13 protein-coding genes and 1 tRNA gene are annotated in these 12868 nt (G+C 52.7%); 13 read left to right on the top strand and 1 reads right to left on the bottom strand.

Going from position 1 to position 12868, the window contains the following annotated elements; genetic code table 11:
- Positions 1-137 precede the first annotated feature (137 nt).
- From ACTNCH_RS04260 to ACTNCH_RS04205, 12 genes are all read left to right on the top strand, one after another.
- A complete protein-coding gene (locus tag ACTNCH_RS04260; RefSeq protein WP_441018953.1) occupies positions 138-410 on the top strand; it encodes an HU family DNA-binding protein in 273 nt (90 codons plus the stop codon).
- Between the two features lie 3 nt (positions 411-413).
- Entirely contained in the window at positions 414-653 is a 240-nt protein-coding gene (locus ACTNCH_RS04255; RefSeq protein WP_441018951.1) for an RNA-binding S4 domain-containing protein, read from the top strand.
- A gap of 69 nt (positions 654-722) precedes the next feature.
- Positions 723-1007: a sporulation protein YabP gene (gene yabP / locus ACTNCH_RS04250; RefSeq protein WP_441018949.1), complete on the top strand. Its 285-nt coding sequence runs from the start codon at positions 723-725 to the stop codon at positions 1005-1007.
- 27 nt (positions 1008-1034) lie between these two features.
- The gene (gene yabQ / locus ACTNCH_RS04245; protein ID WP_441018947.1) at positions 1035-1352 is read left to right on the top strand and encodes a spore cortex biosynthesis protein YabQ; all 318 of its coding nucleotides are present in this window, start codon (positions 1035-1037) and stop codon (positions 1350-1352) included.
- Between the two features lie 37 nt (positions 1353-1389).
- Entirely contained in the window at positions 1390-1698 is a 309-nt protein-coding gene (locus ACTNCH_RS04240) for an FtsB family cell division protein (protein ID WP_441018945.1), read from the top strand.
- Between the two features lie 211 nt (positions 1699-1909).
- On the top strand, positions 1910-3286 hold the full coding sequence (locus ACTNCH_RS04235) for a SpoIIE family protein phosphatase (RefSeq protein WP_441018943.1): 1377 nt from the start codon (positions 1910-1912) through the stop codon (positions 3284-3286).
- A gap of 46 nt (positions 3287-3332) precedes the next feature.
- Complete coding sequence (tilS, locus tag ACTNCH_RS04230; protein WP_441018941.1) at positions 3333-4745, top strand: tRNA lysidine(34) synthetase TilS; 1413 nt, start codon at positions 3333-3335, stop codon at positions 4743-4745.
- The gene (hpt, locus tag ACTNCH_RS04225) at positions 4738-5265 is read left to right on the top strand and encodes a hypoxanthine phosphoribosyltransferase (RefSeq protein WP_441018939.1); all 528 of its coding nucleotides are present in this window, start codon (positions 4738-4740) and stop codon (positions 5263-5265) included. Before tilS ends, hpt begins: the two co-directional genes overlap by 8 nt.
- A 9-nt stretch (positions 5266-5274) precedes the next feature.
- Positions 5275-7110: an ATP-dependent zinc metalloprotease FtsH gene (ftsH, locus tag ACTNCH_RS04220; protein ID WP_441019182.1), complete on the top strand. Its 1836-nt coding sequence runs from the start codon at positions 5275-5277 to the stop codon at positions 7108-7110.
- 34 nt (positions 7111-7144) lie between these two features.
- A complete protein-coding gene (locus ACTNCH_RS04215) occupies positions 7145-7834 on the top strand; it encodes a transaldolase family protein (protein ID WP_441018937.1) in 690 nt (229 codons plus the stop codon).
- Positions 7835-8196: 362 nt separating this feature from the next.
- Entirely contained in the window at positions 8197-10251 is a 2055-nt protein-coding gene (locus ACTNCH_RS04210) for a glycoside hydrolase family 13 protein (protein ID WP_441018935.1), read from the top strand.
- The gene (locus ACTNCH_RS04205) at positions 10251-10775 is read left to right on the top strand and encodes a VanZ family protein (protein ID WP_441019180.1); all 525 of its coding nucleotides are present in this window, start codon (positions 10251-10253) and stop codon (positions 10773-10775) included. The genes ACTNCH_RS04210 and ACTNCH_RS04205 overlap by 1 nt, the downstream gene beginning before the upstream one ends.
- Positions 10776-10811: 36 nt before the next feature.
- Here the strand turns inward: ACTNCH_RS04205 and ACTNCH_RS04200 are convergent.
- Positions 10812-10885 (bottom strand) — tRNA-Pro (locus ACTNCH_RS04200).
- Between the two features lie 206 nt (positions 10886-11091).
- On the opposite strand from ACTNCH_RS04200, the gene ACTNCH_RS04195 reads away from it, so the two are divergent.
- Positions 11092-12672 carry a glucose-6-phosphate isomerase gene (locus ACTNCH_RS04195; protein WP_441018933.1) on the top strand — a complete coding sequence of 527 codons (1581 nt, stop codon included), beginning with the start codon at positions 11092-11094 and terminating at the stop codon, positions 12670-12672.
- The last annotated feature ends 196 nt before the right edge of the window (positions 12673-12868 follow it).

Below are 12868 nucleotides of genomic sequence, written 5' to 3'. Positions count from 1 at the left end.
AATCCGGCGGCAAAACCTAAAATACCTTGACAAACCTACAAGAAACGGGTATAAATAGGAAAGAAGATATGAAAGAACGCACACACAGACATATCATCGACAAAAAGAAGTAGTAATATATTAGGAGGAATTACCAGATGAACAGAATGGAATTAGTTGCTGCTATCGCAGAGAAGACTGAATTATCCAAGAAGGATGCAGAGAAGGCTCTGAAGGCTTTCACAGATGTTGTTGCAGAAGAGCTGAAGAAGGGTGAGAAGATCCAGCTGGTTGGCTTCGGAACCTTCGAGGTATCTGAGAGAGCAGAAAGAGAAGGAAGAAATCCGCAGACTGGCGAGACCATGAAGATCGCAGCTTCCAAGTCCCCGAAGTTTAAGGCTGGAAAAGCACTGAAGGATGCTCTGAACTAATCTATGCGTCTTGATAAATATTTAAAGATATCCCGTCTGATTAAGCGGAGAACCGTAGCCAATGAAGCCTGCGACGCAGGACGTGTGCTGGTCAACAATAAGGTGGCCAAGGCGTCTGTGAACGTGAAGGTGGGCGACGTGATTGAGATTCAGTTTGGCAGCAAGTCCGTGAAGGTAGAAGTCCTGGACGTACAGGAGACCGTTCGCAAGGACGACGCCAAGGAGCTTTATCGTTATCTTTAAAAACAGGAATAGTGAGAAAGACCTTTTCATACATTTAATCATGGATTAAGTGAATGGGGAGGTCTTTTTTTGGAGGAAAAGCAGTATGCAAAGGCACATAAGCTGCTTCTGAGCAACCGGCGGACCGGCACCATCAGCGGTGTAACCGATGTGATTTCTTTCGATATTGCAGAGATTCTGCTGGAGACGGAGCAGGGCATGCTGACCATTAAAGGCGCCGATCTCCATGTAAACCGCCTGACCCTGGAAAAGGGAGAGGTGGATATCGAGGGCCGGATTGACAGCATTGCCTATTCGGAGGTTACGGATTTCCATAAGGCGGGGGCTTCCGTCCTCAGCCGCCTGTTCCGATAGCCTATGGACGGAGGGATTCTGTTCGAATTGCAGCTTTTTGGAAAAGCTGTATGCTGTGGGGCGGCGCTGGCGTTCCTGTACGAGTTTTTCCGAATTCTCCGGAAGCTGATCGCTCATGGAACGTTCTGGATATCGCTGGAGGATCTGGCCTACTGGCTGCTCTGCGGATTTTTGATTTTCCGGATGCTGTACCGGGAGAACAGCGGAGCCGTCCGGGGGTTCGCCATGGCGGCGGTGGTGCTGGGAATGCTGTTATATGTGCAATTTGCCAAAATTTTCCGTATTATAAGAAAGAAATTGCATAAATGTATAAAAGAGGTTATAATGTCTTTAAAGTCTACCTAAACACAGATTTTTACAGGAAAGTGAGGCGAAAGGAGCTATGACGACGAAGACCCGGCGCGGAAGAAACCGAAGACAACGCATGGGATACAAGCTGATCGTACTGACAGTGCTGTGTCTGCTGGTAACGGGTTTTTATGCGAAGCATCGGCTCCAGCAGAAGAATCTGGTCTATCAGAAACAGGAGCAACAGCTCCTGGCACAGATCGAGGAAGAAGAACAGCGCTCCAAGGAGATCGAGGAGCTTGGTAAGTACGTACAGACCAAGAAGTACGTGGAAGAGGTGGCGAAGGAACGGCTGGGACTGGTTTACCCGGATGAGATCCTGTTTAAGGCCAAGGAAAAATAAAGGTATACGGTAAAGGAATGCGAAGGCTGTCTGAGGTGAAAACTCCGGCAGCCTTTTTTTAACGCCTTCTATCCTCTTAAACGGAATTCTATGGATTCTTTTGCCGAAAAGTTTGAAGATCCGCCGACAGCCTTTGACAGAAAAATGTGTTTCTGTCCTCTATAATGTCCAATCACACAGACACACACAGAAGACGAGGAGGAACAGAACAGTGAAACGAGAGGAAAATTATGGATGGCTCTACGGAATCGTAGCAGGCAGCTGTGTGGCGGCCATGCAGATTGGCGTGGGGATGCTGCAGATGGATCGGGATTACGCAATCCTTCTGGGAGCGGCCCAGGGACTTCTGGTGTGTTCCCTGACGGTCATATGCGGCGGAATTATGGTATGGCTTTTCCGGCCCCTTCCGGTGGAGACAGAGCAGCAGGAGCATCCGGTACAGCGCAGAATTGAGGAATACAGGGAGGCTTTCCGGGGACTGGCGTTCAGTCTCGGAGGAGCCGGGGACAGGAGCGGGGAACCGCTCCCAGACGAGGGACGGCTGGATAAGGCAGAGAAAATGAGGCTGCTCTGGAATACCAGACTGGAGGAAAATCGGGCGGCCGTGGCAGTGCAGCTCAACGAAATGGCGCAGATCATGACGGATACGGTGGAGTATGCCTGGGATACCAGACCGGACGAGGATCTGGAGCAGCGGCTGGCAAAGAAGCTCCGGGGAATGGGGCTCTGTGTCCACTCGGTGCTGGTCTATCAGGAGGAGCACCGGAGGCAGGAGGTCTATTTGACGATTAGCACCCGCAGACGGCGGTGCGTGGCAGTCCGGGATATCGCGGAGGCGCTGTCCCGGCTTATGAGAAAAGCCATGATGCCGGGACGGGACAGCAGGGCCTTTGTGGGAAGCGAGCAGGTAACGGTGCTCTTTGTAGAGAGGACCAACTTCCGGGTGCTCTGTGGAGTGGAGAAGGCCACCAAGGGAAAGGAAACCATTTCCGGTGACAATTTTTCCCTGCAGCAGTGCCGGGAGGGACAGTTTATCGGAGCTCTGTCGGACGGCATGGGATCGGGAATGGCGGCCTACCGGGACAGCGAAATGGTCATCGATCTGCTGGAGCAATTTCTGGAGGCGGGCTTCTCCAAGGAGACGGCAGTGCGGATGATCAATTCCGCGCTGATTGTACGCTCCGACGCCCAGGTGTTTTCTACGATTGATATCAGCTCCCTGGACCTGTATACCGGAATCTGTGAATTTCTGAAGGTGGGGGCGTCCACCACATTTATCCGCCGGGAAAACTGGGTGGAAACCATTTCTTCCACCAGCCTGCCCGCAGGGGTCTTTCATAAGCTGGAGCCGGACTGCGCCAGTAAGAAGCTCTACGACGGCGACATGGTTATCATGGTGACGGACGGGGTGCTGGACGCCTTGCCGGCAGCCCACCAGGAGAAGCTGATGAAGGATATTATTCTGGAGCACCAGACGGGAAATCCCGCGGATCTGGCTGCCTATATCCTGGCCCGGGTGCGCCAGTACCGGGAAAAAGAGCCTACGGACGACATGACGGTGCTGGTGATGGGACTGGTAAAGTATTAGGGGATCTGGTATAATGGCTTCAAAATGAAGCGGGGAGATCCGCAGGATGGGAAGGAGCCGGAAAATGCTGGAACGGGTACGCGCATTTGCGGAGAAATATCAGATGATACGGCCGGGAGACCGGATCGTGGCGGGCATATCGGGAGGAGCGGATTCCGTATGCCTGCTTTTCCTGTTGCGGGAGCTTTGCCGGGAAAAGGGAGCTGAGCTGTTCGCGGTTCATGTAAATCATGGCCTGCGGGGAGCGGAGGCCGGGGAAGACGAAGCTTACGTGCGAAAGCTTTGCGGGGAGCTCAAGGTTCCCTTAAGGGTCTTTTCTTTTGACGTCAGGGGCCGGGCCCGGGAGGAACATTTGACGCTGGAGGAAGCGGGGCGGCTTTGCCGCTATGAGGCCTTCGAGGAGGAAGCGGAGCGGATCGGCGGTACACGGATTGCGGTGGCCCACCATGCGGGGGATCAGGCGGAGACGGTGCTGTTTCAGCTGTTTCGGGGCAGCGGCCTTAAGGGGCTTGCCGGAATCCGCCCGGTGCGGGACAACGTGATCCGTCCGCTGCTTTGTACCGGGCGGGAGGAGATAGAAGCCTGGCTGACAGAACGTGGGATTGAATGGCGTACGGACAGTACCAATCTTACGCCGGATTATACCCGAAACCGGATTCGGGGAGAGATCCTGAAGACGGCCCGGGAGAATATCAATGCAGGGGCAGTCCGGCATGTGGCAGAGGCAGCCGCGGAGCTTTGGGAGGTGGAGGCCTTTCTGGAACGGAAGACGGAGGAGGCGTACCGGATCTGCGTCCGGCAGGAGACAGGAGCAAGGTTTCTTTTGGACAGAGCCTTTGGAATGCAGGAGCCCCTTATCGGCGACCGGGTTCTGCGAAGATGTATGGAAGAGCTTGGCGGGCTGAAGGATGTGGAGCGTGTTCACATAGAGTTGATCCGGGAGCTTTTTTCAAAACAGGTGAGCAGTGCTTTAAGCCTGCCGAACGGCCGCAGCGCCCGGCGGGATTACGGGGGCATCTGGATCTGCGGGCGGACTTTGGAGCCTGCGGCGGAACCGATAGAAGCAGGGGCTTTGGTTCCGGAGATTCCGGGAAGTGTGGAAATCCGGGGAAAAATCTGGACATTTACCCTGGAAACAGCGGAAAAAAGTGAAATTATTCCCCAAAAAACATATACGAAATGGTTCGACTATGATAGAATAAAACAATGTCCGGAGATCCGGGGACGACAGCCCGGGGACTATCTGGAGATTAACAGGGCGCACGGACGCAAAAAGCTGAAGGCGTACCTGATTGATGAAAAGGTACCGGCAAGGGAGCGGGAGCAGCTTCTCCTGCTGGCAGATGGGGCGCATATTGTGTGGATTCCCGGGTACCGTATCAGTGAAGCGTACAAGGTTACGGAAGACACAAAAACCATTTTAAAAGTACAGATAAGCGGAGGAAATGAACATGGCTGAGAAAATCCGGGTTATGATTCCCGAGGAGGAAGTAGACGCGAAGATCAGGGAGATAGGACAGAAGATCAGCGAGAAATTTGCAGGCGAAGAGGTTCACCTGATTTGTATCCTGAAGGGCAGCGTATTTTTTGTATGCGAGCTGGCAAAGAGAATCACTGTGCCGGTGACCATTGACTTTATGCAGGTATCCAGCTACGGCGCGGAGACCAAGTCCAGCGGCGTGGTACGCCTGAGCAAGGATCTGGACGAGCCGCTGCAGGGAAAAAATGTAATTATCGTGGAGGATATCATTGATTCCGGACGAACCTTAAGCCACCTGGTGAAGCTTTTGGGACAGCGGAACCCCAAGACTATGACCCTGTGTACCCTGCTGGATAAGCCGGATCGCAGAGTGGTGGATGTAGATGTGGAATACACAGGCTTTACCATTCCGGATGAGTTTGTGGTAGGCTACGGTCTGGACTACGATCAGAAGTACCGGAACCTGCCGTATATCGGTGTGTTAGAATTCGTGGATTAAGGAGGATCTATTTTGAACAACAGACAATTCCGGATTTCCGGAGCCTATCTGATTTTCCTGCTGGCGCTGGTCTATCTGTTCAGCACCTATGTGAAGCGGATGGACATGGAAAATCTGTATACTTATCAGCAGTTTGAGGCTGCTGTGGAAAATGATCAGGTGGCGTCCGCAGTGATCAGCCAGTCTGAAGCTACGCCCACCGGTACGGTGCGGCTGACCCTGAAGGACGGAAGCCGTCAGGACGTCAATGTGGCAGACACCTCGGAGGCCAGAGAGCTTCTGGAAGCGAAAGATGTGGCTGTGGCCTTCGCCGCGGTCAGCACCAATAACTGGATGGCGTCCCTGGGTGCGCCCCTGCTGGCGGCCGTAGTGGCCGTAGTCGTCATGATGCTTCTGATGAACCGCCAGGCCAACGGCGGCGGAGGCGGCAAGATGATGGATTTCGGCAAAAGCCGGGCCAGAATGACGACTCAGGAGCAGATTCATACCACCTTTAAAAATGTGGCGGGTCTGCAGGAGGAGAAAGAAGAACTTCGCGAAATTGTAGATTTTCTGAAGCTTCCCCAGAAATATACCCAGGTGGGAGCCCGTATCCCCAAGGGCGTACTGCTGGAGGGACCTCCCGGAACAGGTAAAACCCTGCTTGCGAAGGCGGTGGCAGGAGAGGCAGGCGTGCCCTTCTTCAGTATCTCCGGTTCTGATTTTGTGGAGATGTTTGTAGGCGTGGGCGCTTCCCGTGTCCGGGATCTGTTCGCGGACGCTAAGAAGAACAGCCCCTGTATCGTATTTATCGACGAGATTGACGCAGTAGCCAGACGCCGCGGCAGCGGCATGGGCGGCGGCCACGACGAGCGTGAGCAGACCCTGAACCAGCTTCTGGTGGAGATGGACGGCTTTGGCGTCAACGAGGGTATCATTGTCATGGCGGCGACGAACCGTGTGGATATTCTCGATCCGGCTATCTTACGTCCGGGCCGTTTTGACCGTAAGATTATGGTGGGAAGACCGGATGTACGGGGCAGAGAGGAGATTCTGCAGGTTCACGCCAAGAATAAGCCTCTGGCTGACGATGTGGACTTAAAGCAGATCGCTCAGACTACCGCAGGCATGACCGGAGCGGATCTGGAGAACCTGATGAACGAGGCGGCGATTCTGGCAGCCCGGGATAACCGTCCCTATATTACCCAGAGTGATATCCGTAAGTCCTTTGTGAAGGTCGGAATCGGCGCGGAGAAGAAGAGCCGTATCGTCTCTGAGAAGGAGAAGCGCATTACCGCGTACCATGAGGCGGGACACGCGATCCTGTTCCATGTGCTGCCGGATGTGGGTCCTGTATACACCGTATCCATTATCCCCACCGGCGTAGGAGCGGCTGGTTATACCATGCCCCTGCCGGAGAAGGACGAAATGTTCAATACCAGAGGCAAGATGCTGCAGGATATCGAGGTATCCTTAGGTGGCCGGATTGCCGAGGAACTGATTTTCGATGATATCACCACCGGGGCTTCCCAGGATATCAAGCAGGCTACCCGCGTGGCCCGGGCCATGGTGACCAGATATGGTATGTCCGACGAGCTGGGTCTGGTAAGCTACGATTCTGATGAAGAGGTCTTCCTGGGCCGCGATTACGGCCATACCAAGGGCTATGGTGAAAATGTAGCCGGTAAGATTGATTCCGAGGTGAAGCGTATCGTAGATGAATGCTACGACAAGGCCAAGGCCATTATTCTGGAGCACCGGGGCGTCCTGGACGCAGCGGCAGCGCTGCTGCTGGAGAAAGAGAAGATCTCCCGGGATGAGTTTGAGGCATTGTTTGAAAAAGAAGAAACTGTACCGGTGGAATAAAAAATTCCGGGAATTTTGCTAAGGAGGCAGAAAGATGGAACTGTATGTGGATATTGCAGATCTGGACACCGTGAAGAAAATCAGCGAGTATTTTCCGATTGACGGCTTTACCACAAATCCGAAGATTTTGACGAGGGCGCAGAAGCCGGTAGAGGAACTGATGTCCGAATATAAGGCTTATGTGGAAGAGAAGAAGGTTAAGGTGTTTTTTCAGGTAACCGGAGAAACCGCGGAAGAAATGTATGAGCAGGCGAAAGCACTGCAGGCATACTTCGGTGAATACCTGGTGGTAAAAATTCCGGCTGTGAAAGAGGGATATAAAGCGATAGGCCTGTGTAAGGCGGCAGGAATCCCGGTGACGGTCACGGTCGTACATTCCATGATGCAGGCTCTGGTGGCAGCAAAGGCGGGCGCAGACTATGTGGCTCCGTATGTCAGCCATATTGATAATATGGGTTCTGACGGTGTGGAATGCGTGGCAGAGATGCTGGCCGGCTTCGAAAATGGCGGTTATCCATGTAAGGTGCTGGCAGCCAGCTTTCGGACGGTAGATCAGGTGAAACGCCTGTCCGTAGCAGGATGTCAGGCTGTGACAATGGCCCCGGATCTCTTTGACGCCCTGATTGCCCATCCGGCTACGGATGAATCAATGGCAGGATTTAAAAAGGCATGGGAAGAAACATTTCCCGGAAAGCAAATTAGTGATCTGATTCCCCGGGTATAGATGAAATGAAAGAATACAACAAAAGGCTTCCGTCATTATGACGGAAGCCTTTTGTGAAAAATAGACAAAAACAGAATGTGAATTTTGTGAGGTTTGTGCACACTTATCGCGAGTTTATGATATAATAATACTCGTAAAACCCCCAATACATTATATAGTTTTTGCTACACCCCATAAGTAAAAAGAAATACCTTCTCCTGAAACAGACAGCGTAAGCTGTCTGTTTCACTTTATACAGAAATAGTTATATGGGTAAAGATTGTTACGGAATAAATAAATATTGTAATTAGAAGCAGGGTATTATAAAATGATATGCAGGGAACGGCTGCGGGAGAGCGGCTGTGTCAGAAAGAGAGAGAAGTATGGGAAAGATTAACCAGCAGGCACTTTTCGTGGAGGAGTCGGAAGCTTTCCGGATACCACTGGAGCCAAAGCCGGGAGAGCGGGTCAGACTTCGTTTTCGGACGGCGAAAGATAATGTAGATCAGGTATATTTTATCAGCGGGGAGGAACGGATACCGATGACAAAGGTCTGTTCCCGGGGACGCTTTGACTACTATGAAATCGAACGGGAAACAGGCAAGGACACCATTTACTATTATTTTGAAATCCGTTCCGGCGAGGAGCGGATTTTTTACAATAAGCTGAGTGTCACCAACAACCTGCAGGACTGTTATGCCTTCCGTATTATTCCGGGCTTCGCTACGCCGGACTGGGCCAAGGGCGCAGTCATGTATCAGATCTACGTGGATCGCTTCTGTAACGGCGATCCCACCAACGATGTGCAGACGGGCGAGTACAGCTATATCCATAAGCAGGTGGAGCGGGTCAGCAACTGGAATGAACCGCCTGAGGGAATGGACGTGCGCCGTTTTTACGGTGGCGATCTGCAGGGAATTCTGGATAAACTGGACTATCTGCAGGATCTGGGTGTAGAGGTCATCTACATGAACCCGATTTTCGTGTCTCCGTCCAACCACAAGTATGACTGCCAGGACTATGATTATATCGATCCCCATTATACGGTGATCAAGGAGGACGGCGGCGAACTGCTTCCTCCCGGCGAGCTGGACAATCAGAAAGCTACCCGGTATATCAAGCGGGTGGTCAGCAAGGAAAACCTGGAGGCCAGCAATGAATTCTTCGTTCATTTTGTGGAGGAGATTCATAAGCGCGGCATGAAGGTGCTGCTGGACGGCGTCTTCAACCACTGCGGATCCTTCAACAAATGGCTGGATCGGGAGCGTATCTATGAGAAAGACGGGGATTATGAAAAGGGAGCCTATGTCTCCGAGAACAGTCCTTACCGGAATTTTTTCAAGTTTAACAATACCCATGAGTGGCCCTATAATCAGTACTATGACGGCTGGTGGGGACATGATACGCTTCCGAAGCTGAGTTATGAGACCTCTCAGGAGCTCTATGATTATATTATGGGAATTGCCCGGAAATGGGTTTCTCCACCTTATAACGTGGACGGCTGGCGTCTGGACGTGGCGGCGGATCTGGGACTGTCCCCGGAGTTTAACCACAAATTCTGGCGGGATTTCCGGAAAAATGTGAAGGAGGCTAACCCCAACGCGGTGATTTACGCGGAGCATTACGGGGACGCGACCACCTGGCTGCAGGGAGGCGAGTGGGATTCCATCATGAATTACGATACCTTTATGGAGCCCATCACCTGGTACCTGACCGGCATGGAGAAGCACAGCGACGGCTGCGAGCCGACGCTTCTGAATAACGCGGAGGCGTTCCTGGATACGCTGCGGGAGAAATCCTGCGCCTTTACGGGCCAGTCCTTCCTGATTGCCATGAACCAGCTTTCCAACCACGACCATTCCCGGTTCCTGACCCGCACCAACCATCAGGTGGGCCGGGTAGATGAGCTGGGCAGCGAAGCGGCGGAGGAAGGAGTATCCAAGGCCGTTTTCCGCGAGGCAGTGGCCTTGATGATGACCTGGCACGGCGCGCCGACCATCTATTATGGCGACGAGGCGGGCGTCTGCGGCTTTACGGATCCGGACAGCCGGAGAACGTATCCCTGGGGACAGGAGGATCAGGAGCTGATCCGCTATCATAAGGAATTGATTCGTGTCCGGAAGGAAAATCCGGCCTGCCGGAGAGGCAGCGGAATTCCGTTGTACGCGGATGGCGGACATTTTGCCTTTGGCCGTTTTCTGGGAGATAACCATGTGGTGACGATTATCAACAATACGGAAGAGGCGGTTCGTCTGACGGTTCCGGTCTGGCAGATCGAGATTTCTGACGGCGAGCTGTTTGAGCGCCAGGTATTGTCTATGGAAGAGGAGTTCAATCTGGAAAAAGCCCATTATCTGGTCAGCGACGGAGCGGTTGAGATCTATATGCCGCCCTATTCCGCAGCAGTCATGAGCCATAATAGAAATCAGGTATTATGATAAAAATAATTTTAAGAGGAATTTTAAAACCCCTGTCCTTCCTTCCGGCGCTGGTCATGATGTATCTGATCTATGGATTTTCCGCCCAGGATGGAGCGACGTCGGGAAATTTGAGCTACAAGGTAAGCGAAATTATCGTGGAGACGGCCAACGAGGCCTTTGAGCTGCACTGGAGCGCGCAGGAGGAGGCACATTATATCGAGAGAATTCATCATCCGGTGCGGAAGCTGGCCCATATGACAGAATATTTTCTGCTGGCGGTCTCCGTGTCTTTCCCGTTGTATGTATATGGCGTGCGGGGGATCTGGCTTTTACTTCTGGCCGGAGGCTTCTGTGTGGGCTTTGCGGCCCTGGACGAGTATCACCAGTCCTTTGTGGCAGGCCGCGGACCGTCGAAACGGGACGTGGCTATCGACAGCATCGGAATCACCGTCGGTGTGATACTGGTGCAGCTTGTGTGTTTCATCGGCAGGGTGACCGTGTTCCGGCCGCTGGCGAAGAAGAAAAAGAAGAAAAGAACATAAAAAAAGGAATCCGATTTAAGGATTCCTTTTCATTCGTCGGCGTGACAGGATTTGAACCTGCGACCTCTACGTCCCGAACGTAGCGCTCTACCAAGCTGAGCCACACGCCGTTTTAGCGACTTGCCGTCAACAAATGATATCATAGCACAAGTGAACGGGTTTGTCCAGTAAAATTTTAAAAAATATGAAAAAAATTTGTGTAAAATTTTTGCAGGGGTAGATCGCAAGATATAAATATGGTACAATGCGGGTGAATCAGGTGATTCTGCATACAGGTTATGGTATCGGAATAACAGAAATGGAGGAAAAATCTATAATGGTAGAATGGAAGAATCTGGATACCCTGAAAGCTTATCAGGAGCTGAAGGACACGGAGCGCGTAAATCTGGCAGAGGTTATGTCCGGAGAAAACGGAGCAGAGCGTGTCAAAACATACAGTGTGCCCATGGCAGAAGGCATGGCATATAACTACGCTGCCAAGGCAGTGGACGGAAAGGTGCTGGAGGCACTGGCCAAGCTGGCAAAGGAAGCGCAGCTGACAGAGAAGTTCGCGGCGCTCTATAACGGCGAAGTCATCAATACTGGCGAGAAGCGTCTGGTTCTGCATCAGCTGACCCGCGGACAGCTGGGCGACGCAGTCGTAGCGGACGGCGTGGACAAGCGCGCGTTTTACGTAGAGCAGCAGAAAAAAGTAGCAGAATTTGCCAATAAAGTACACGCAGGCGAGATTACCAATGCGGCAGGCGAGAAATTCACTACCGTTGTACAGATCGGTATCGGCGGCAGCGACCTGGGCCCCCGGGCTATGTATCTGGCGCTGGAGAACTGGGCGAAGAAGCATGATACCTTCAAGATGGAAGCGAAGTTTATCAGCAATGTAGACCCGGACGACGCGGCAGCCGTACTGGCGTCCATCGACGTGGCACATTCCCTGTTCGTGCTGGTATCCAAGTCCGGTACCACCCTGGAGACCCTGACCAATGAGTCCTTCGTAAAGGACGCTCTTGCAAAGGCAGGATTGGACGCTTCCAAGCATATGGTAGCCGTAACCAGCGAGACCTCCCCGCTGGCAAAGAGCGATGATTATCTGGCAGCCTTCTTCATGGACGATTATATCGGCGGCCGTTATTCTTCTACCTCCGCGGTAGGCGGCGCTGTATTATCCCTGGCTTTCGGACCGGAGGTGTTTGACCGCTTCCTGGCAGGCGCAGCCGCAGAGGACGTGCTTGCGAAGAAGGAGAACCTTCTGGAGAACCCGGCTATGCTGGACGCCCTGATTGGCGTATATGAGCGCAACGTGCTGGGCATGGGCTGCACCGCAGTACTTCCCTACTCTCAGGCACTGAGCCGCTTCCCGGCACATCTGCAGCAGGCAGATATGGAGTCTAACGGAAAATCCGTGAACCGCTTTGGCGAGCCGGTAAACTATGTAACCGGACCGGTGATCTTCGGCGAACCGGGAACCAATGGACAGCATTCCTTCTATCAGCTGCTTCATCAGGGAACTGATATCGTACCGCTGCAGTTCATTGGCTTCAAGAACAACCAGTGTGGCGTAGACGTGGATATTCAGGACAGCACCAGCCAGCAGAAGCTCTGCGCGAATGTAGTTGCCCAGATGGTAGCTTTTGCCTGCGGTAAGGAAGATGAGAACCGTAACAAGTACTTCGCGGGCGGACGTCCCTCCAGCATTATCGTGGGCGATCAGCTGACTCCGGAGACACTGGGCGCGCTGCTGTCCCATTTTGAGAATAAGATCATGTTCCAGGGCTTTGTATGGAACCTGAACAGCTTCGACCAGGAGGGCGTACAGCTGGGTAAGGTGCTGGCAAAGCGCGTACTGGCTCATGATACGGACGGAGCGCTGAAGGCTTACAGCGAGCTGCTGAATATCTAAGCGTAGCTTGTAAAATGCAGTATAAAGGGCTGTTGCAGAGAGTATAAACAGTTTTTCCTATATCCAGATGTCCGCCTTTTCGAGACAGCTGTATGAATGGAGCAGACTTTAGTCTGAGCCAGGCATACAGCTGTAACGAGAAACGGGCGAACATGGGATATGGAAAACTGTAATATTCTGCTGTAACAGCCCTTCG

This window comes from Candidatus Merdisoma sp. HCP28S3_D10, from assembly GCF_052065835.1.
In the GTDB taxonomy this organism is placed as follows: domain Bacteria; phylum Bacillota; class Clostridia; order Lachnospirales; family Lachnospiraceae; genus Laedolimicola.
This window is presented reverse-complemented; position numbering and strand designations above follow the sequence as displayed.